The sequence below is a fragment of the Bradyrhizobium sp. CCGUVB4N genome, assembly GCF_024199945.1.
Lineage (GTDB): Bacteria > Pseudomonadota > Alphaproteobacteria > Rhizobiales > Xanthobacteraceae > Bradyrhizobium.
In genome coordinates, this window is the sequence record NZ_JANADP010000001.1 from 1619285 (window position 1) to 1640665 (window position 21381).

A 21381-nucleotide genomic window follows, 5' to 3' on the forward strand; every position below is an offset into this window, starting at 1 on the left:
CTGGAGGCAGGGCCCCGGTTGGGGAACTCTCGCACCAATTGTGTGGCCGACATTGTCGATGCCCGCTGGCAGATCGAGACAGCCCCGGACGAACAAACGGAAATGCGGTATCCAACCCGCGTATCAGAGTCTACAAACCGTCGTCTCAGCGGCTCTGCCTCCTGCGCTGCGTAACAATCATCCAATTGACAACTCCGGCACAAACGGAGGTCGCACCCTCATGCCGATAACCCTGGACAACGAACATCAGAGTTGGCCGTCTTTCCGAGCGACGAGGCATATTGGGGTGCCACGCCAACCGAGTGAGATCCCTTCTTGGGCAACGCCGTGTCATCGATGACAAGAAACCCCGCCTCATCACCAACCAGGCCATCTGCCTTCTTCAGCAAAACGGCTTCAAGCGAGGCACTGTCCCAAACTCCGGCGGTGACGAAATGATGCAGCTGATCGTAGCCGACTTCGCGAGCGCGCGTCGCCATCGGCTGAATGCTCTTGCGGTCTCCTGGACCAATCAGCCCGGCGATATAGGCTGGACACATCCGCGCTCTAGTCTTGTGCCGTAGCGCCGCGACAAACGGCGCAAGCCAGCGATCGAGATCAGCCTGCCAGTTTACGTCCATTGATCGGCCCTCCATGAGCCGACCTCCCATGAGTCACAGAAAAACTGATTTGGGAATCCCGCGCCGCTAAAAATCTGCCAAGGTAGTGCTAGCAATTGATCCACATAGCGGAAGCATGTCACCTATCAATCAATGAAGGTCAGCCGGTTAAGTCACCCACGGCATCATGCAACGAGGCTAGGCGGTTCGGAAGCCAAAGCCATCGGGCAATGGCGACGATCGTCGGCGAAAGTTTCCCGGTCGGCCCTGCGTTCGGGATCCTGTGAATCTGACGGCAACCCGACACGCGCGGCGGTCGCGTTAGGCTTAGGCCGACCAGAAACCTTCGGCCGCTACGAAAGATCGAACGGGGCAGCCATCTGTTTTGGTCAAAGACGAGGACTGCCAACCGAACATGGTGCGCTAGTTAATCCAATTCAACACTGGAGATGCGACATGCAACGCGATGGTGAAATGAAGCTCGGGTTGTACCTGATTCAGGCGGGGTACAACGAAGGTGCATGGCGCGATCCGAGCGTGCCGGCTGATGGTGGAGTTGATGTCAACCATTATGCTCACCTAGCAGAACTTGCTGAATCTGCAGCGTTTCACTTCGTGTTTCTACCCGATAGTCCAAGTGTTGTAGAACAAGATCACGCAAACATGGCTCGCGTAAGCCGAAACGATGGGTTCGAGCCATGAAGTGGACCCCGGATTTTGGACCGGCGGCTTAGGTGGTGCGGATGCCGTTCCGTTTTGATAAACGGAGCGGACCATGAAGAAGACGAGACGGACAATCGATGCGGCGCTGAAGGCAAAGATCGCCTTGGAGGCGCTGCGAGAACAATCAACGGTGACGGATCTGGCGCAGCGCTACCAGGTGCATGTGAACCAGATTTATGCCTTGAAGAAACAGCTTCAGGATCAAGCGGTTCGGGCGTTCGACGCGGGCGCTGGTCGGGATGGCGAGGCGGCCCACGAACTGGAGGTCGAGAAGCTCCACGCCAAGATCGGACAATTGACGGTCGAGCGGGATTTCTTAGCCAGGAGGTCCGGAAGATGAGCGCGCCGGATCGCCGAGGATTGCTTCAGCGCGATCATGCGGGTCTATCGATCCGCCGGCAATGCCAACTGCTGAGCGTTGCGCGATCGAGCGTGTATCGGCCGCCGCGGCCGGCCAAGGACAACGACCTTGAGCTGATGCGGCGGATCGACGAGCTGTTCACGGCCTGGCCGTTCTTGGGCTCGCGGCGGATGACGGCGATGCTCAATAGCGAAGGCTGTCGCATCAATCGCAAGCGCGTGCAGCGGTTGATGCGCAAGATGGGCATCGCGGCGCTGGGACCAAAGCCCAGAACCACAAAGCCGGCGCCGGGACACAAGATCTTCCCGTATCTCCTGCGCCATATGGTGATCGACCGACCGAATCAAGTGTGGGCGGCCGATATCACCTATCTGCCGATCGGCCAGGGCTTTCTGTATCTGGTGGCGATCATCGATTGGGCGAGCCGTGCGGTGCTGGCCTGGCGGCTGTCGAACACGATGGACACATCGTTCTGCGTGTCTGCGCTCGAAGAGGCCTTGGCGCGCTTCGGCCGGCCGGAGATCTTCAATACCGACCAGGGCAGCCAGTTCACCAGCGCCGCCTTCACCGGCACGCTGGCCGCCACCGGCGTCAGGATCTCGATGGACGGTCGTGGGCGCTGGATGGACAACGTGTTCATCGAGCGGCTGTGGCGCTCGCTCAAATACGAGGACATCTATCTCAAGGGGTATTCGGATGGCCCCGAGGCCAAAGCCGGAATCGCCCGATGGATCGAATTTTACAATTTCCAGCGCCCTCATCAGGCGCTGGAAAACCGCGCGCCGATGGCGGTCTGGCGGGCCGGTGTCACCGGCGCACAGGCTGTGGATATGACGCTTCTCGCAAGCGAGAAGCTTGGACAACGCTGCGCGTTGCCCACAGCCACAACAGCAGCAGGCAAGAGTAGCGTAAAGTCACTGGGAAGAACGAACGGCAGCAGCTCCACTTAAAAAACCAGACCCAGTGGTCCTCAGCATAGGGTCCACTTCACAACCTGAACATTGCCTTCCTTTCTCGACTGACCGCAATAGTAACGTGCAGACCGAATGCGCCCAATCGTGGCAAAGTCGGTGTTATCAACGATTCAAGCTTCGACCTCTCGTGCAATTCCGCGCCTCCAGTACCAACGCACGAATCCTGACCAATAGTTGGTGGTTCAATCAGTCGCATTCTCTTGCGATCACATTGGCACGGTCGAAGTGTACGAAAACCGACGCTACGTCGTCCGCTTTATCAGTTTCATGTCGACCTCCCTCACAGAAAGTGAACTCGCAAAGCCACATGATGCCCGCCGAGAAAGGCCACCAACATCACAACCAGTAAATAGGTGCGACCTGGGAAACACGCGGTACCGCGATCATCCACTGCCCATGCCTGCTCGAGTGAACCGATTGATCGGCCGCTCGAGGCCCAGATTCTCTCTTAATGTCGTTCCCGAATATTTGGATCTGAATTTACCTCGCCGGCGCAACTCTGGGACAACAAGTTCAACAAACTCCTTGAGGCCGCCCGGAACAGTTGCGGGCAGAATATTGAATCCGTCAGCCGCACGTTGATCAAATCTCTGCACCATGGCGTTGGCAATTTCGTCCGGCGTTCCAACGATCATGAGATGGCCCCGGCTGTCCGATACCGAACGGATCAGTTGTCTCCAAGTGAACTTCTGGCTCACGGCCAAGTCGAGGATCACCTTCTGACGGCTCTGGATAAAGTTCGTTCGCGGCAACGATTCCGGTACCAATGCGTCAAGGTCAATCGAACGGAGGTCCGTGACAAATCCGAGCCAACGTTCGGCGGTCCCAATTTGAACGTCGATGTGCGTATACGATTGCAGCCTTTGAAGCTTCGCGGACGCTTCTTCCTTCGTCCTCCCGACGATTGGAACAATGCCTGGCATGATTTGCACTTGATCGTACCCTCTCCCCAGTGCACGTGCCTCCGCTTTGAGAGTTGCGTAGTATCGTTTACCGTTCTCTAAGCACGGCTCAGCGGTAAACACCACCTCGGCCAGCGCCGCACCGAATCGTATTCCGGCATCCGATGCACCGGCCTGAACCAACACGGGATATCCTTGCGGCGGCCGTGCAACGTTCAACGGGCCTCTGACTGATAGATAAGCCCCCCGGTGATTGAGTAGATGCAGCTTCGTCGTGTCGGCAAAAATACCTGTCTGCTTGTCGCGGATGAAAGCGTCGTCTTCCCACGTATCCCAAAGCCCTTTTACAACTTCTACGAATTCTCTCGCTCGGACATAGCGCGTGTCGTGATCCGGAAGTTGCTCTTCGCCGAAATTTGGCGCTTCGTACTTATTCCCCGAGGTAACAATATTCCAGGCCGCCCGTCCATGCGACAGGTGATCAAGTGAGGCGATCATCCGTGCAAGATGGTATGGCTGGTGATACGTCGTTGTCGCTGTCGCGACAAGACCGATATGCTGTGTTCTGGACGAGAGTGCCGACAAAAGCGAGATTGGTGAAGTGGACCCTATGCTGAGGACCACTGGGTCTGGTTTTTTAAGTGGAGCTGCTGCCGTTCGTTCTTCCCAGTGACTTTACGCTACTCTTGCCTGCTGCTGTTGTGGCTGTGGGGATGTGGGCAACGCGCAGCGTTGTCCAAGCTTCTCGCTTGCGAGAAGCGTCATATCCACAGCCTGTGCGCCGGTGACACCGGCCCGCCAGACCGCCATCGGCGCGCGGTTTTCCAGCGCCTGATGAGGGCGCTGGAAATTGTAAAATTCGATCCATCGGGCGATTCCGGCTTTGGCCTCGGGGCCATCCGAATACCCCTTGAGATAGATGTCCTCGTATTTGAGCGAGCGCCACAGCCGCTCGATGAACACGTTGTCCATCCAGCGCCCACGACCGTCCATCGAGATCCTGACGCCGGTGGCGGCCAGCGTGCCGGTGAAGGCGGCGCTGGTGAACTGGCTGCCCTGGTCGGTATTGAAGATCTCCGGCCGGCCGAAGCGCGCCAAGGCCTCTTCGAGCGCAGACACGCAGAACGATGTGTCCATCGTGTTCGACAGCCGCCAGGCCAGCACCGCACGGCTCGCCCAATCGATGATCGCCACCAGATACAGAAAGCCCTGGCCGATCGGCAGATAGGTGATATCGGCCGCCCACACTTGATTCGGTCGGTCGATCACCATATGGCGCAGGAGATACGGGAAGATCTTGTGTCCCGGCGCCGGCTTTGTGGTTCTGGGCTTTGGTCCCAGCGCCGCGATGCCCATCTTGCGCATCAACCGCTGCACGCGCTTGCGATTGATGCGACAGCCTTCGCTATTGAGCATCGCCGTCATCCGCCGCGAGCCCAAGAACGGCCAGGCCGTGAACAGCTCGTCGATCCGCCGCATCAGCTCAAGGTCGTTGTCCTTGGCCGGCCGCGGCGGCCGATACACGCTCGATCGCGCAACGCTCAGCAGTTGGCATTGCCGGCGGATCGATAGACCCGCATGATCGCGCTGAAGCAATCCTCGGCGATCCGGCGCGCTCATCTTCCGGACCTCCTGGCTAAGAAATCCCGCTCGACCGTCAATTGTCCGATCTTGGCGTGGAGCTTCTCGACCTCCAGTTCGTGGGCCGCCTCGCCATCCCGACCAGCGCCCGCGTCGAACGCCCGAACCGCTTGATCCTGAAGCTGTTTCTTCAAGGCATAAATCTGGTTCACATGCACCTGGTAGCGCTGCGCCAGATCCGTCACCGTTGATTGTTCTCGCAGCGCCTCCAAGGCGATCTTTGCCTTCAGCGCCGCATCGATTGTCCGTCTCGTCTTCTTCATGGTCCGCTCCGTTTATCAAAACGGAACGGCATCCGCACCACCTAAGCCGCCGGTCCAAAATCCGGGGTCCACTTCACTCCCGCTCTGTCACATCGAAGCTATCGGATCTAGTAGCTGCCCAAGCGCCCTCGTCAATGGTTAAGTCTTTTCGACCGCAGGACGCGGTCGAGCCGCGCGCAAAACGTCCAGTGCGAGCGGTTGTCAAAGTGCCTGCCATGCGACTCAGATAGCCGTTGGCTCTGTATGCTTGGCAAGTGAAACGGAGAATGAGATGCCACAGCGGAGCCTATTCTCCGAGGATCGTCGGCCGGGCGGACATTTCCGGAACACCGCTTACATGATCGACAAGAGTCGCTCGTATTTCGATGCAGCGCATGACGCTGGTCTTATGGGCGTCCATGGACGTTCCACGGCCGGACGTGCCTTTGCTTTGGGCTCCGGTCCGCTTGAAGGTCGAGCGGAAAAAATCGATTTCGTGCGATGTTCCTACCTTGGCTTGGACAATCATCCTCTGATCATCGCTGACGCGATCGACGCGATCGAGACGCATGGGTCATTGCATTGGTCATGCGCGCGAACGCGGCTCAATTTCGATCGTCTAGCAGAGCTTGAAGAAGCCCTGTCGGGAATGTTCGGCGCACGCGTGCTCGCGTTTTCCACTGTTATGCTCGCCAATCTAGGTGCGATGCCCCTTCTTTCTTCCGGCCAACTGACAGGCGGAAGAAAGCCGCTTGTCGTGTTCGATCGGCTTGCGCACATATCGCTGGCCTATCACAAGCCGGTGGTCGCTGATGAAACTCAGGTGGAAACGATCGCACACAATGACGTCGACGCCCTCGAACGCTTGTGCCGTGAACACCCACTGGTCGCTTACGTATGCGACGGCATTTACTCCATGGGAGGGAATGCGCGTGTCAAAGAACTGCGCCAACTCCAAGAGCGGTACGGGCTCTTTCTCTATATCGACGATGCGCACGGCATATCGATCTTCGGGCGACAAGGCGAAGGATTCGCTCGCGCCCAGTTTCCGGAAGTGCTGGGTGACCGCACGATCATCGTAGCCTCATTGGCCAAGGGCTTTGGCGCATCGGGCGGCATGGTGATGCTCGGAACGGTCGACCAAGAAGCTCTGTTTCGACGTTACTCCATTCCGTATGCCTTTTCTGTACCACCAAATTTGGCGGCGGTGGGCGCTGCGCTTGGCTCGTGCAAGATTCACCGGTCGCCAGAACTCGGGGAGCGGCAAAGGCGTTTGGCCCGACGTATCCAGGTCTTTGATCGTAATGTTGCAACCGCGCAGCAAGGAAATGCATTTCCCATCAGAATGATTGCGTTGGGATCGGAAACCAAGGCGATTGAAATCGCCAAACAGCTACTCGATGCCGGCTTCTACACGTCGGTGACGTTCTTCCCGACGGTTGCGCAAGGGAAGGCCGGGATTCGCGTGTGCATTACAGCCGATCATGAAGACAGCGATATAGAGCGATTGTGCCACTGCATCCTGGAGGCAGTGGCCGAGACGACCGGAAAACCGTACCCTCTGAGGTGATATGATGATTCAGCCGACGAGATCATTCTGCTGCCCTGCACGGTGTCTATCACACGACGCGTGGAAGACTGATGAAAGCCTGCCAGGTCTCGACCGATTGTACGACGGCGAAAGCGTATCCGGACCGCCTAGACCAATATTCTCGGCGGGGCGGTACTCGCCGCCGTTTGCAACGGCCTGATGATGCTACAGCCAGAAAAACGCAGCGGCCCTAGCGACCGGCGCATTGCTCTGGTGACTGGAGGAGCGCGTGGGATTGGACTGGAGATCGTCCGCCGGTTCTTAACTGATGGCTATCGCGTCGCCTTTGTCGCGACGAAGGCGGAACATGTGGAGGGGGCGCTCAAAACTCTCCGCTGCCCTGAAGATCGGCTCTACGCTGAGAGGATTGACGTATCACGACACGACGATGTGCAGTGGTTTGTTGACCTCATCCGGGAGCGTTGGGGCGAAATAGCGATCCTGGTGAACAATGCTGGCATCTCCCCCAAGCGCGTGGACCAAAATGCGCCTTGGCTTTCGCAGACGTCCCTCGATGAATGGGCGCGGGTCATCGATGTCAATCTCGGTGGCCCCTTCATCCTCATACGGCTCTTGGCGCCAGCAATGATCGCGAATGGCTATGGGCGCATCATCAATGTAGGGTCGCTGGCGGGGCGTGCCATGCCCCTGATCGCAGGGCCACATTATGCCGCGTCCAAGGCGGGATTGATCGGATTGACTCGCGCTACTGCGCGGGATCTCGCTCCACACGGCATTACCGTCAATTGTATCGCTCCTGGACGGATTCTTAGTGATCTGACCGGGCCACCCGAGGCCGCGGTCAACCGCGCCGCTCTTAGCAGAATTCCAATGGGCCGTTTTGGAACCGCTGAAGATGTGGCGCACGCCGTGGCCTTTCTAGCCTCTCCGATGGCGGGCTTTATTACCGGCGCAACAATCGACATCACGGGAGGCGAGTTCGCCGCATAAGCCGATGCAGATCGCGATCTGATCGCGGACAGCACCATGCTGGCCTCGTTCAGGATCAAGGTCGTCGAGTGTCACGCCTCGTCAATAGGCCGTTCAGCCGTGCGTAAACATGAACAACATGGATGCAACAGTTTCTGACAGTTCAATCACAAGTGTTCCGTGCGGCCAATCTTCAGCTGGGAGAGGGGGAAAATCGCCGATCTGCTTCTTCATCTATCATGAGGAAAGCAATTGCGGGGCTCTCTGCCGTTTGGCCGCGACGTTCAAGATCAACACCGTCATCAGTACGTGGAACAGGTGTAGGCTCCCGTGGCGATGACGCCGACACTCCGGACGGTCAGATGGGACGAAAATGGAGCGAAGTGTTCTCGCATCTGCGAGTCGTCGAGATAGGTAGTTCAGCGGCGACCAGCTATTGCGCGCGATTGTTTGCCGACTTCGGCGCCGATGTTCAGAAGGTCGAGCCGCCAGGAGGAGATCCACTCCGCAATAGCGCCCCGCTCACGCCTTCAGGCCAGAGCGCGTGGTTTGCATTCCTGAACTTCAACAAGTCAAGTGTGGTCATCGATGCTGCCGACCCGGACGCGACCCCGCGGCTGACGACTCTAATCGAAGACTGCAACATATTGCTCGATGGCCGCGATATTGAAGTCGCAGATTGTCCTTCGATTGATATCGCCGCGATACGGCAGAGAAGCCCCGGGTTAATTCATATCGAGGCGAGCTGGTTTGGCCGCGCGGGGCCGTATGCAGGATTCGCCGCAACCGATTCGACAGTCCGCGCACTCGCCGGCCTCATCAAGCTGGCTGGACCGGCCGAGGGCCCGCCATTGCATGCACCGGATTTTCAGACAGGTATCCTGGCCGGTCTGTGGGGCTTCATCGCCGCGGTGTCTTCGACGGTTCAGGACGAAAAAGGTGGTGGGAGAGTATGGTCGTGGTCGCTCAGTGTCTTTGAATCGAGCCTCGCTTTGAGTGAGTATCAGATGTTCGAGACGTATGAGCGCGCGGACGTGATGCGCCGGCTTGACCTCAATCGCTTCTGGCCGAACTTTCCGATCGGCATCTACGAGACCAAAAGTGGCTGGCTTGGCGTCACGACGATCACTCCGGCACAATGGTGTTCGTTCTGTGAGATGGTCGATTTGCCGGAACTGGGTGACGATCCGGCTCTCCTTTTCGGCGCCGATCGCCTGCAACACGCGGAACAGATCGAGCAACAGTTCATCCCGAGGCTGAAAACGCGCACCGCGCTTGAGTGGTTTGCGGAAGGACTGAAGCGCAAGATTCCGATCGTGCCGATGCCGGAAATGTCCGATCTGCTGCAGGATGCGGAGAAGAGGGAGCGCGGGGCCATCGTGCCTATCGTGCTTGGCGAAGAAGAGGGCCAGACAGCCGGATCGATGCAGAGGCTGACACTGACGCCGCCGCGCCGGGGCGGCAAGGTCCCGGCTCCTGGCGAGCTGCAGCGCTTTGCAAATGCCCGGAGACGTCTTGTCGGCGCCGCGGAGGCGTCCTCCGACCGAATCGATTCCAGCGCGCTGCCACTGCAGGGTGTTCGGGTTGTTGACTTCTCGATGGGCTGGGCGGGCCCACTGTGTACGCGGACTCTGGCTGATCTTGGTGCCGACGTCATCAAGATTGAGGCCATCCAGTATCCGGACTGGTGGCGCGGTCTTGATCGGCGGCCCGCCTACATCAAGGAACAAATGTATGAAAAGACGATGCGCTTTTGCATGGTCAACCGCAACAAACGTGGCGTCACACTCGACCTGACGCGGCCGCAGGGCCGGGATCTGGCGAAGCGGCTCGTGGCGGCAGCCGACATTGTGGTTGACAATTATTCGGTCGACGTCCTGCCCAAATTCGGGCTTGGCTACGACGTGCTCAAAAGGCTCAATCCTCGTCTCGTCATGATGTCGATGTCTGCCTTTGGTACGAGCAGCGTCAACCGCAATTGCCGGGCCTACGGCTCGACCCTCGAGCAAGGCTCCGGTCTACCGAGTGTGGTCGGAAATCCCAATGGGCCGCCGGCAATGAGCCACATCGCCTTTGGCGATGCGGTCGGCGGGTTGAACGGTTGCGCTGCAGTTCTGGTTGCTCTGATTTATGCCCGCAGCACCGGGCACGGTCAGTTCATTGATCTTGCGCAGATCGAGTGTATGCTGCCGTTTGCGGCGCCGTGGATCACGGTGCATTCGATCGATGGTGCGGCTCCAGTGAGATATGGCAATCGACATCCGCAGTTCGCGCCGCATGGCTGCTTTCGGTGCGCCGGTAAGGACTGCTGGATTGTGGTAGCCGCGACCGACGAGGACATGTGGCAGAGGCTTGCCCGACTAATCGGGCGATCAGACTGGGCCATGGACGTCTCGCTGAGATCTGCGGAAGCTCGCCGCGATATTGAGGACTTGATCGAAAGAGGGATCGAAGCCTGGACGCTCACCCGCGGCGCGGACGACGCGATGTCGGAGTTACAGTCCGCAAGGATTGCGGCCGGCGTGGCCCGCCTGCCAATGGACCTGCTCAGCGACCCGCATCTTAAGTCACGCGGGTATCTGCAAGACGTCGTACGCGCGTTTATTGGCTTGCATCCGCAGCCGTCAATGCCGATTCGCGCGAGTGAAAATCACTATCCGATCCGGAGTGCCGCACCAACGCTTGGCCAACACAACCGAGAAGTTCTATCAGGGCTTCTGGGGCTTTCCGACATAGAGATCACCCAATTGGCCAGGGAGGGTATCATCGGCACGGTCATGCTTTCGGAGGAAGAACTTACAAAAGCGAAGACGGCATCACCAAGTTGATAAGTCAACGATGCATCAGAGTGATGAATTCTCAGGCTTGCTTGGCCGATCGGGTGGCCCGTGAGGTTGTCGTTCCTCGCGAGACACTCTTCAGTGGTCCGGAGCGGGGCGCAAGCGCTGCTCCACTGCATGGAGTTGATCGGCGGGAACAAGGCCAATCAGCGACTGTCAATGCACTGGCGTCGCTCCGACCGCCTGAAGGCATCACAGCAAGGCTTACGCTTTAGCGATAGGTCGAGCCGTGCGCTGAGTCGGGTGTAGTGCTGCGACACCAAGTGTATTGCGGTGGTATCACTGGTTGGGGGACGGGTTGACTTCAAGTTCAGACTGCTCGAGTCCATAAGACCAACATGCTTGTCGTGTGCCAGAACCCCGGGATGCAAGTATCTTCCAGCTGCCGGGTCGGCCGGCACGCAATCACCAAGGTGGCATGACGATTACGTTCTCCGCGCAGCACGGTAGGGCCATTTCAGCCGGACGGTCTGAGGTTAAGCAACCAGTCAAACGAACAGCAACTTGGCGCTAAACTCAGCGGGGCGAAAGATATTGCCACCCATCCGAATTGGCCGTCAGGGCTGCATAGGACCGGTACGGCGGCTCTCTTGGTTAGCCACCACGCGTTCCAGCCCGCGCGTAGCGGGAGCGCTCTCGGCTTTCAAAGGCGCTATCCTCACCAGAGTAGGTAGTGTCTGGGTCGACTATTAATGTGTACGGTCAACCAGCAACTCGCGGTACAGGCCGTGATGGCGCTAACCTCAGGATGCCAACAGAGCGCACCACACACACGGTTGCCAAGTGACGACATTCCCCGCAATCCCAAAACGGCTATGGCGGGCTCGCGCGCGAGACGCGTCCGCAAGCTTCGCTACCACTGCTGCCACAAGATGCATTGGACACGTCGACCCAAAAGTCGGGAGGCGGCAGTATAAGCCAAAAATCGGCAGTTCGGTACGAGAGGTCGCAATCTATTATCAGGTCGCCACGATCGAACGATTCGGCCGATAGCCGCGCCCAAAAGTTATGACTTGCAACGAGTGCTGATCGGTCCACTCAGCAAAAGTCCAATGAGATAGAGGAGGATACTGTGAACCGGGAGATCACAGGTTCCAATATGCCGGCTGGATTTTCATGCGCCGGGCGGCGGTCCGACGAAAGCTTTGCGCGGGCGCAAAGGGTGTTCCCGGATGGTACCTCGCGCGTAACGATTGAGCGAGATCCAACGCCGCTCTACATCGAGCGTGGAATGGGCAGCTACCTGGCCGATGTCGATGGCCGCCGGTTTCTTGATCTCAATTGCAACTTCACAACGCTGATCCATGGACATGCCTTCGGACCGGTTGTGGAGGCACTTACCCATCAACTCCAGCGCGGCAGTTGCTTCGCAAATCCGACCGAGAGCGAGATCGAGCTCGCGGAATTGCTCTGTAGCCGCATTCCGCACGTTGATCGCGTTCGCTTCGTCAATACTGGGACTGAGGCCGTGCTGTTTGCGATCAAGGCTGCGCGGGTTTTCACGGGACGCTCGAAGATTGCCAAGCTCGAGGGCGCCTATCATGGCGCCTATGACTGGGTCGAGGTCAGCCAAGCGGCGGCGCCGGACAATTGGGGTGAGGCCATCCAACCCAAGTCGACGGCCTTCTATCGCGGGATGCCTGCGAGCGTGCCAGAGGAAGTGGTTGTGCTCCGCTTCAATGATGTTGAAGGCGCACACCGCTTGTTATCATCGAATGCACACAATCTTGCTGCCGTCGTTCTGGATCCGATGCCGAGCCGCGGTGGCCTCGTTGCGGCTAAGCCTGACTTCATGGCTACGGTGCAGGAAGTGACCCGCAACAACGGCATTCTTGTGATCGCTGATGAAGTCCTCAATCTCAGACAGAGTTTCCAGGGTGCTTCCGCTCGTTACGGCCTTGTTCCGGACGTCATCACGATGGGTAAGATCATCGGCGGCGGTTTACCGATTGGAGCGATCGGTGGTCGCGAGGACGTAATGAAGGTATTCGATGCCTCAGCAGGTCGGCCGCTGCTTCCGCAAGGCGGTACGTTTTCCGCCAACCCTCTTTCGATGACAGCGGGGCTAACCGCAATGCGGTATCTAGATCATGCGGCTTTTGCACATCTGGAGCGTCTTGGAGACATCGTTCGGGACGGGATTGGCCGAGCCATATCAAGCCGGGGCGCGCCGCTCTGTGTCACCGGAGCCGCCTCACTCTTCCGCATTCATCCCCGGGCAGAAATCCCAAATGACTATCGAGAAGTCTATCCCACGCCCGCCGGAGCAACCCTAATGAAGGAGCTCACACGCTTCTTCGCTGAAAACGGCATCATCTTGCCATGTGGTGCTGCCGCATCGATCTCGACACCGATGACGGGCGCCGAGGCCGGGCTCATCGTCGATGTGTTCGCAGGATTTCTCGAGAGTCGCCAAGATATGTTGGACACGATAGCGTTCCGCAAATGACCGCAATGTGTCGGCAGTGTCGTTCGGTATGATACCGTTAAGATGGATCTCGCCCAGAGCTCGCCATGCGCCGTGCGATCCCGGTTGGCGAAAGCCAGCTGGGGAACAAGCGATGCCGACCTCTGTCTATCGACTGGTGGTGGTGTCCGCACTCCGCCACACAGATTAAGCGCGCCCGACAGAATCTGGCAATGAGGCTCTCCGCGACCTCGGTTCGATGACGATTAAATCCAATACCTGACCAAGCACACACCGCAGTCGCTGGCGACGTTTTCGATTGTTCGACCCTGACCAGCTCCGATGGCACGAGCGCTATCCTCGCGCCGTTGGTGAGGTCCGCGATTGAAAGGCCGGACATCGACAGCTCGGCGTTAAGTGTACGAAGGCGCACCAACCTCGCGGCCTCAAGTATTCAGAAGGTTTCGGGACATAGCCATGGTTGAACGCGCGTGGTTTTTTGCTGCTTCTGATAGTTCCGCAGCCAATCTGCTGCTCTCTTAAGGGCGTGGTCGCTTACTCGCTGGACTGCAGCAAAGGCAACTTAACCCCTCTCAAGGGCGCCGATTTATCAGAACCTGCGCCCGATTGTCGGAAAAACGAGTTCGATCTCGCAAGACATCTCGAAGATAGTTTCTGGATGTTTGCCATTCTCGCAGAGTGCGTACTTGAGCGCTTGATCGCGACTCGCAAATAGGCCACCAAAAGTACCATTTTCTTCGCGGACGACCCAGTCTCCTGAACGATTCTTGCCAACAAAGACCGTCGACCCGGTAGAGCTTTCGGAAGGATATTCGACAAGCTTCATGATTATAGTCCAAGAGTCTGCACGCATAAACAATTGAGAAGCCCGCACCATTTCATGAAAGCCGCCTCGCTGCACAAGATGAGTAGAACGATCACTGCGAGTTTTGGTGGCGCGAGATAATCTCCGTTTTCGGGTGCAAGTGATAGGAAGCACGCACTAAGTACGCCTGCCGCTGAGTTGTCTGCTATTCCGTTTCTGTTCAAATCTTGCTGCACTTTTCGCGAGTGCCACCAAGCGCAAAAGACGTCGTTGCCATCGGGATTGCCAGCCAAGCTCACTTGGCGCCTCCTGACACGAATTGCACCGGTTCGGCGATGCACACGTACGTGGAATCTGTGTGTGCTGGTGGGGTAAACGGATTATCGATCAGTATTGCCATCTACAGCTCCGTTCTTGGATCGCGACTCGTGTTGGCGGGATCGTGCCACTTAAGGGGAACACTCACGATTGTAGCTATGTCGAATGTCGTTGCAGATCGAGGGCCGCCAATTACCTCGCTCTAGTCGCGCACCGATCGTCAATTGCGAAAGCTACGGCAAACACGGACCGAGTGCCGCTACCAATTCTAGGGAAGACAGATCGCGTTCGTCGTCGCTGCGAACGAGGAAACGACCTGGCGCATCAAGGCGTCTTTGATGCTTCCCCAAACAGATCCAAGAGAATGAATGATCTGAGGCCGGAAAACTGAATCAATTCAAGCTAGTAGCTTGTCACAGTGATTGTGACTCTTTGGACGTTGCGGGATAGGCGCGGCCCATTTTGGCGCGGGCTTTTTCGGTCGTGAACATCCATTTGATGCGGGCGCCAGCGGCATTTCGTTGTTTCTCCCATGCGGCGATTTCGCGGCGGAGCCAGTTTGGGTCGTCGATCCTGCGGTCGAGGCACTGACCGCGGAGCACGCCGATCTCGATCTCGACCATGTTGAGCCAACTGGCGTGCTTTGGGGTGTAGTGGAACTCCAGGCGGCGCAGAATTCGCCGGGCTTCGTCAGGCGCGAATGCCTCATAGAGGGAGCCTACGGAGTGGGTCGACAGATTGTCCTGCACGACGCGGATGCACCCGGCGTCGGGATAATGAACATCGACGAGTTCGCGCATGCACTGGGCGTAATCTTCTGCCGCCCGTCGCTCTGTGACTTTGACTTTGCGCCATGGCCGATGCACGTCGATGCAGACGAAGAGATTGACGGTGCCGTTGCGGCGATACTCGCAATCGTAACGTTCGAGTTGGCCCGGCTCGGCGGGGATCGGCTCGCGAACCTCGCCGATGAGCTGGACCGGGCTCTCGTCGAAGATTCCATGGGGAGTGGATAGCGACTAGGTCTGAGGCCAGACTGAGGTTGCTGAATCCCTTCAACCTGGAGAACGACGATGTTGCTCGATCATCATTCCGACGGACCGGCCGCTATCCGCACGCAGTTTGGCGCAATTTTTGTGTCGTTGGAACTGAGCCGTTCGACTTGGCTGGTTACCTCGCTATCGCCCGGCAAGAGCGAGAAAATGTCCAAACGCAGCGTGAAGGCCGGCGATATTGCGGAACTCTTGAAGCTGTTCGCAGAGCTAAAGCGCAAGGCGCAGGCGCGAACGGGTGAGAGCTATCCGATCATTACGATCCAGGAGGCGGGGCTGGATGGGTTCTGGCTTCACCGCAGTCTGCAGCAGGAGGGCATCGAGAGCCACGTGGTGGATCCGGCCTCGATCGCGACTTCGCGCCGGCGCAGGCGGGCCAAGACGGACAGGCTGGATGGCGAGACGCTGCTGCGGGCGCTTTTGGCCTACAAGCGCGGCGAACCGCGGGTCTGCGCGATGGTCGTTGCTCCCTCTCCGGAAGAAGAGGACCGCCGCCGGATTTGCCGTGAGCGGCGGACATTGATCGCTGAGCGGATCGAGCATGTGAACCGGATCAAAGGCCTTCTGTTCGCGCAAGGGATATCTGATTACGCGCCGTTGCGGCGCGACCGGCGGGCGCGCCTTGAGGCCCTGCGTACGGGGGACGGTCGCGCACTGCTGCCGCATCTCAAAGCGCAGGTCAGTCGCGAACTCGATCGGCTCGAACTGCTGCTCGACCAGATCAAGGCAGTGGAGGCCGCGCAGGATGCTCTCCTGGTCGAGGCGGGAAAGCCAGCCGGCGAGAAGAAGGGCGCAGCGGACCCGGTCACAATGCTGCTCGCCTTGAAGGGAATGGGCGCCAACTTCGCCGGGGTTCTCTGGTCGGAGGCCTTCTACCGCCACTTCGCCAACCGTCGTCAGGTTGCTGCCTATGCCGGTCTTGCGGCCACGCCATGGCGGAGTGGCGGTATCGAACGCGAGCAGGGCGTGTCGAAGGCCGGCAATCCGCGGCTGCGCACAACCATGGTCCAGCTCGCCTGGCTCTGGGTGCGCCACCAGGGACAATCGGCTCTGGCGCAGTGGTTCAAGGCGCACAGCCAGCGCGGCCGCAAGCGTGCGATCGTGGCGCTGGCGCGCAAGCTGCTCGTGGCTCTGTGGAAGTACGTGACCGCAGGCGTCGTGATTGAGGGAGCCGTGATGAAGTCCGTCGCCTAACACAAGCGCTTTCCCCCGCAAACTCAAAACCAATCTGCCGAGGTTCGATCAGCCTCGGCCGATCCGGGTGGACGAACCGATGGTCTGCATGGCTTCAAAAAGCCGCGTCGAAGAATGGTCTCGTCCTCTCGAGCCTGCCCGCCGCAAGCGGAATGTTGGTGCAGTTGCCTCGCGCGACGACCGAATGTGAGTTTGATCTGGCAAGTAAACCAGATTGCCAAAACCGGGCTCGACTTGGATCGCCATCGAAAAAAGGAGCTATCTGGCCTGCCTACGCCCGACCACATCAGCCTGATGGCGTGCTCGATCAAGTCAAGGCCAAGCCGCTGCGCGGCGGCCCTACGGGCCGGCCTTGACTTGATCTGCGCGCCCCATCTCCAAAGCTCCAAGGTCGGGACGAAGAGCTGGCCTGCCATCGAACAAAGAGCTGACCAACCACCTTGACACACTCAATCCCCATGTGAGCAGACCACCGGCCGGTCGGGATCAGGCGCCTCGGCATATAGGTCGAGCACGTCTTCCATGCGGGCGACATATTCGCCATCGACCTTTGGAATGCACCACATATCCTTGCGCCACGGCTTGAGGCCGTTTTCGGCCAGCCGCCGGCGCACCGTCTCGCCCGACAGGCTCTCGTGGTCGGTGAGCCTGACCATGGCGTCGGCCAAAAGCTCCAGCGTCCAGCGGGCGCGACCCTCGGGAGGGGTTGCGCAAGCCGTTGCCACCAGCAGGGCTTCCTCCTTGCCGGTGAGCTTGCGCTCCGCGCCTGGACGCGGATCCTCGCTCAGCGCCCGCTCCAGATTGCCTTCCACGAAGCGCCGTTTGGTCCGGTACACGGTGGAACCGCCCACCGCCACGGCGCGGGCAATCTCTTCATCGCTGCGGCCGGCATCGGCCGCCAGCAATATCTGGGCGCGCTTGAGCTTGCGGGCAGCCCGCTTGCCCTTGCTCAACATCGCGGTGAGTTCACAGCGTTCGGCTTGGCTCAATTCGACCCGATAACGTACATTCATCGCGACCTCCTTGTCGGAGGACCGGACGAATCGACAAATGAATCGAAAATCAGGCGCCGCTCGCAGCCTCAGCCCTCAAGGCTTCACCGAAAAGCAGGGCCAGTACCTGGCCTTCATCTACACCTACGCGCACATGTTCCGACGCCCGCCCGCCGAGACCGACATGCAGCGCCACTTTCAAGTCAGCCCGCCTTCGGTCCACCAGATGATCGTGACCCTCGAACGAAATGGTCTCATTCGGCGCCAACCCGGCGTCGCTCGAAGCATCCAAATCCTCGTGGCTCCGAAAGACCTGCCCATCCTGAACTGGCTCGGAATCAACCAGTCATAATCAGTGTGACGAGGTACTAGAATGTTTCGCATCGACCTGCCGGCTGGGAGAAGAAATGAACGATGAAAGGCTCGAAATGTCAGACGGCCAAAAGGCTCTCATTCTCAAGCAAGGCGACAACGAGGCGACGATTGCTGAGATGTACCGAAGGCTGGAGTAAGCCACGCGACCTATTTCAACTCGAAAGAGAAGCAAGAGGTGACTCGGCAAAATCGGACGGTAGCTTAAGTGGATTTTCTGCCTGACAGCGGCGAGGATTCTTGCCGCGAATCAGGAGCGAAGATGACGAAGAGGAGCCGCCGGACGCATTCTCCGGCCTTCAAGGCGAGGGTGGCTTTGGCTGCCGTGAAGGGGGAAAGGACACAGGCCGAACTTGCGCAAGCGTTTGATGTTCACCCCAACCAGATCACGACCTGGAAGAACCAGCTCCTGGAAGGCGCCGCCGGCGTGTTTGGGCAGGACAAGGGATCGGCGGAGGCCCCGGTCGATTTGAAGGCGTTACATGCCAAGCGACAAACTTCGTTTGCGCAGAGATCGGCGAGCTTGCGTTGGAGAACGATTTTTTGTCCGGCGCGCTCACCAAGGCGGGCCTGCTGAGCGCAAAGCGATGATCGACCGCGATCATGATCTGTCTGTTGTACGCCAGGCGAAGGTCCTGAGCCTCGCCCGCAGCACGGTCTACTATGAGCCTCGGCCGGTTTCGGCCGAGGACCTTGCCTTGATGCGCCGGCCCGATGAGCTGCACCTCGATTACCCCTTCGCGGGAGCGCGGATGCTGCGATTGCTGTTGCGGCGTGAGGGCGTGCGGGTTGGCCGCCGCCACGTTGCGACGCTGATGAAGCGGATGGGGATCGAGGCGATCTATCGCCGTCCGAACACCAGCAGGCCGGCACCGGACCACAAGATCTACCCGTACCTGTTGCGCGGATTGAAGATCGAACGGGCCGACCAGGCGTGGTCGATGGACATCACCTACATTCCGATGCGGCGTGGCTTCGTCTACCTCGCGGCGGTCGTTGATGTGTTCAGCCGACGGGTCCTGGCCCATCGCGTATCGATCACGATGGAGGCAGCCTTCTGCGTCGAAGCGCTCCAGGAAGCATTGGCGAAGCACGGCAGGCCCGAGATTTTCAACACGGATCAGGGCAGCCAGTTCACCGGCCTCGACTTCACCAGCGTGCTGCTGGACGCGAAGATCGCCATCAGCATGGACGGCAAGGGCGCTTGGCGCGACAACGTGTTTGTCGAGCGGCTCTGGCGGACGGTCAAATACGAGGAAATGTATCTTCGCGCCTACGACAGCGTGTCGGAGGCGCGAGCGTCGATTACCAAGTATCTGACGTTCTACAATCAGGGAGGCCCTCACTCGAGCCTTGACGGACGCACGCCCGACGAGGCTTACTTCGGCGCGCAAGCAATGGTGATGGCCGCATGACCGTCGTTTACGATTTTGTCGTCCCTCTGGTCGGGCTACGCCCTCCCGACGCAACGACAAAATCGTAGAGCCCCACGTTCAGCATAACCCGGCAGGAATCCACTTAACTTCCTCGGGGCGCTGTCCAAACAACCGGGGCCACCTCTGCATGACCGGCTGCTGCCGACGGAGATGAGGCGGCTGAAGCAGCTCGAGGGTACGCCTCCGGCGAGGCCGCAGGTTGCTTGGATCATTCTCGTTGCCAGCGCGTGAGAAGAAATTGCCAGGATCTTCGCCGCAGGAACGAAAGGAGCTCGCGGCGTTTGACGAGGCAGCTATGTGCGGCATGGTGCGACCTCACTGTTTGCTGCGCTCGATGTCGCCTCGGGTCTCGTCATCGGCAATTGCGACAGGCGCCATGGGCGGTTGAGTTCTTGAAGTGTCCAAAGGAGATCGATGCTCAAGTACCTGAAGGGCTCGATGTCCATATCGTCATGGATAACTGCGCCCCACCGGGCGCCTAAGATCAAGGCGTGGCTCGACCGTCGGCCACATTATCATGTGCACTTTGCGCCGACTTCGGCGTCATGAATCAATCAAGTCGAGCCCTGGTTCGCTGAGCTCGCCCGAAAGCAGATGAAGCCCACAGCCCTTTAAAACCTGCGCGCGGAGCGACTGCTCCCGAAGGCCCGTCATGGGTTTCGATCAGGAAAGAGAGGTCGTCGTTGGAGCAAGCCTGAGAGCGAAGTAGATCAGCAGGCAGCGATTTCACAGCTCGATCGGGTCCCTTTTGCGAACAGCTCTCTGTTGCATGCCGAATTTCCGGTGGCACGACCTGCGTGCCTTGATTAGGCATTGATTGCATGTCTCTATCATCTCGATCAATTACTAACGTTAGTGGTTGACTAGACTGCAAAGCTCCGGATGTCGGATGAGGGCAATATAATTCCAGGCTTCGAGTTGGTCGGCGACAATTTTTGCGAGATCCTCACTGGATCGGCAATGCCCGGCGCAAGTCGGTAAAGAGCTTCGGTCGCTCGCGTGCGTGCATTCCCTAGCGCACTCGTTCAGCCTTTGCGCGAGAGGAGATCGTAGGCACATCAGTACCACGAGATTCCTTGGTCTACGCTAGGGATGTCGTCTTGGTGCAAACAGCGATGTTGTAAATCTGACGTATGTCGCAGTGCTTAAATTCTTAGGACCCGTCCATCTCTTCAAGTGCTTTCCTTGACGACTAGCGTCCCCGGGGGCGCGACTGGTATGACACTTGCTGAGCTTATCCCGGTCCTTCAGAGTTCTTGGAGAAGCGGATGCTCAGCGTCATCTACACCAATCGGGTTCCGGATCTTGCCCGAACCTCAGTGCGGCTTGTCGCCCATGTCCGCGAGCGCAAGGACAATGACCAGTGTCAATCGATTCGATCGGCTCGTGTTGAACGGGACGGTGGACGTGCGCGAGTCGTTCGACGGAAACATGGGTGGTCTCACAATGAGTGCGGCAAATGCGCCGCGTTATCTGCCGGGATTTGGTTCATTTGGATCCGAGACCACCGATCACCCCAAAGATCGCGGGTTCACCGACGCCGGCTCGCTGCCGATAAGCTATACGCTGGCCGTGGTGACACGCATGAAACAACTGGCGATATAGTCCGTACGAACTCATATTCGCTCGCAAGCGAGCCTTTGATAGTGGCATCAAGCAGTTGGAGCGCGGCATCATCAAGCCGGTCTGTGCACTGCTGCTCAGGGGCCTGGCCGAGGCCGGAACTCTGGATCTCGCCCCGCGGGCGATCGAACAACCAGCTGATGATTGTTTGGTGTAGCGGGGAGGCTGACAAAGCCACACAGTCTAGCGCGAAATATGGGCGCAGGCGTCCCCCGCGCGATCCACCATCATTTGAGCACCGACGAAAGAAATTTGGACGTCGCCGTGCAAACCAGCGGAAACGCGCGGGCGTTCCGACCTTGCCTATATCGACAACGAGTCCATGCCGAAACGGCGCTGAAGGCTTCGTTCGGGCCGA

General features: G+C 58.7%; 11 protein-coding genes and 6 pseudogenes. 11 read left to right on the forward strand and 6 right to left on the reverse strand.

All coding sequences use genetic code 11. The features are described 5' to 3' along the window. Positions 1-251: 251 nt before the first annotated feature. Positions 252-650 (reverse strand): annotated as a pseudogene (locus NLM31_RS07340) (transposase); the annotation flags it as partial. Between the two features lie 405 nt (positions 651-1055). Here NLM31_RS07340 and NLM31_RS07345 point away from each other — a divergent pair. Then, the gene (locus tag NLM31_RS07345; RefSeq protein WP_254191885.1) at positions 1056-1301 is read left to right on the forward strand and encodes a hypothetical protein; all 246 of its coding nucleotides are present in this window, start codon (positions 1056-1058) and stop codon (positions 1299-1301) included. Between the two features lie 73 nt (positions 1302-1374). Continuing rightward, positions 1375-2468: pseudogene (locus NLM31_RS07350) on the forward strand (IS3 family transposase); the annotation flags it as partial. A 572-nt stretch (positions 2469-3040) separates the two neighbouring features. Here the strand turns inward: NLM31_RS07350 and NLM31_RS07355 are convergent. Together NLM31_RS07355 and NLM31_RS07360 are read right to left on the reverse strand one after the other, a co-directional pair. Beyond that, complete coding sequence (locus NLM31_RS07355) at positions 3041-4183, reverse strand: LLM class flavin-dependent oxidoreductase (protein WP_254191886.1); 1143 nt, start codon at positions 4181-4183, stop codon at positions 3041-3043. A 51-nt stretch (positions 4184-4234) separates the two neighbouring features. Then, a protein-coding gene (locus NLM31_RS07360) for an IS3 family transposase (RefSeq protein WP_375167469.1) occupies positions 4235-5463 on the reverse strand; the annotation gives its coding sequence in 2 pieces (ribosomal slippage) (positions 4235-5181 and positions 5181-5463; 1230 coding nt in all). 271 nt (positions 5464-5734) lie between these two features. Between NLM31_RS07360 and NLM31_RS07365 the strand changes: the two genes are divergently transcribed. From NLM31_RS07365 to NLM31_RS07380, 4 genes are all read left to right on the forward strand, one after another. Then, entirely contained in the window at positions 5735-7012 is a 1278-nt protein-coding gene (locus NLM31_RS07365) for an aminotransferase class I/II-fold pyridoxal phosphate-dependent enzyme (protein WP_256561115.1), read from the forward strand. Positions 7013-7192: 180 nt separating this feature from the next. After that, the gene (locus tag NLM31_RS07370) at positions 7193-7984 is read left to right on the forward strand and encodes an SDR family NAD(P)-dependent oxidoreductase (RefSeq protein WP_254191889.1); all 792 of its coding nucleotides are present in this window, start codon (positions 7193-7195) and stop codon (positions 7982-7984) included. Positions 7985-8106: 122 nt separating this feature from the next. Next, on the forward strand, positions 8107-10791 hold the full coding sequence (locus NLM31_RS07375; protein WP_254191890.1) for a CoA transferase: 2685 nt from the start codon (positions 8107-8109) through the stop codon (positions 10789-10791). A gap of 1111 nt (positions 10792-11902) precedes the next feature. Further along, positions 11903-13252, forward strand: coding sequence for an aspartate aminotransferase family protein (locus NLM31_RS07380; RefSeq protein WP_254196146.1), 1350 nt, complete (start codon positions 11903-11905; stop codon positions 13250-13252). A gap of 568 nt (positions 13253-13820) precedes the next feature. Here NLM31_RS07380 and NLM31_RS07385 read toward each other — a convergent pair. Continuing rightward, positions 13821-14057, reverse strand: coding sequence for a hypothetical protein (locus NLM31_RS07385; protein WP_254191891.1), 237 nt, complete (start codon positions 14055-14057; stop codon positions 13821-13823). A gap of 710 nt (positions 14058-14767) precedes the next feature. Further along, positions 14768-15349: pseudogene (locus tag NLM31_RS07390) on the reverse strand (IS630 family transposase); the annotation flags it as partial. Between the two features lie 78 nt (positions 15350-15427). Between NLM31_RS07390 and NLM31_RS07395 the strand changes: the two are divergent. Then, positions 15428-16600 (forward strand): IS110 family transposase, encoded by a 1173-nt coding sequence (locus tag NLM31_RS07395; RefSeq protein WP_254191892.1) that lies wholly within the window; start codon positions 15428-15430, stop codon positions 16598-16600. A gap of 464 nt (positions 16601-17064) precedes the next feature. On the opposite strand, the pseudogene NLM31_RS07400 reads toward NLM31_RS07395, so the two are convergent. After that, a pseudogene (locus NLM31_RS07400) lies at positions 17065-17613 on the reverse strand (IS630 family transposase); the annotation flags it as partial. Between the two features lie 37 nt (positions 17614-17650). Between NLM31_RS07400 and NLM31_RS07405 the strand changes: the two are divergent. From NLM31_RS07405 to NLM31_RS07420, 4 genes and pseudogenes are all read left to right on the forward strand, one after another. Then, positions 17651-17944, forward strand: coding sequence for a LexA family transcriptional regulator (locus NLM31_RS07405; RefSeq protein WP_254128687.1), 294 nt, complete (start codon positions 17651-17653; stop codon positions 17942-17944). A 282-nt stretch (positions 17945-18226) separates the two neighbouring features. Next, positions 18227-19379 (forward strand): annotated as a pseudogene (locus tag NLM31_RS07410) (IS3 family transposase). A gap of 312 nt (positions 19380-19691) precedes the next feature. Further along, positions 19692-19946: pseudogene (locus tag NLM31_RS07415) on the forward strand (transposase); the annotation flags it as partial. A gap of 810 nt (positions 19947-20756) precedes the next feature. Beyond that, positions 20757-21005: a hypothetical protein gene (locus NLM31_RS07420; protein ID WP_254191893.1), complete on the forward strand. Its 249-nt coding sequence runs from the start codon at positions 20757-20759 to the stop codon at positions 21003-21005. Positions 21006-21381: the final 376 nt, after the last annotated feature.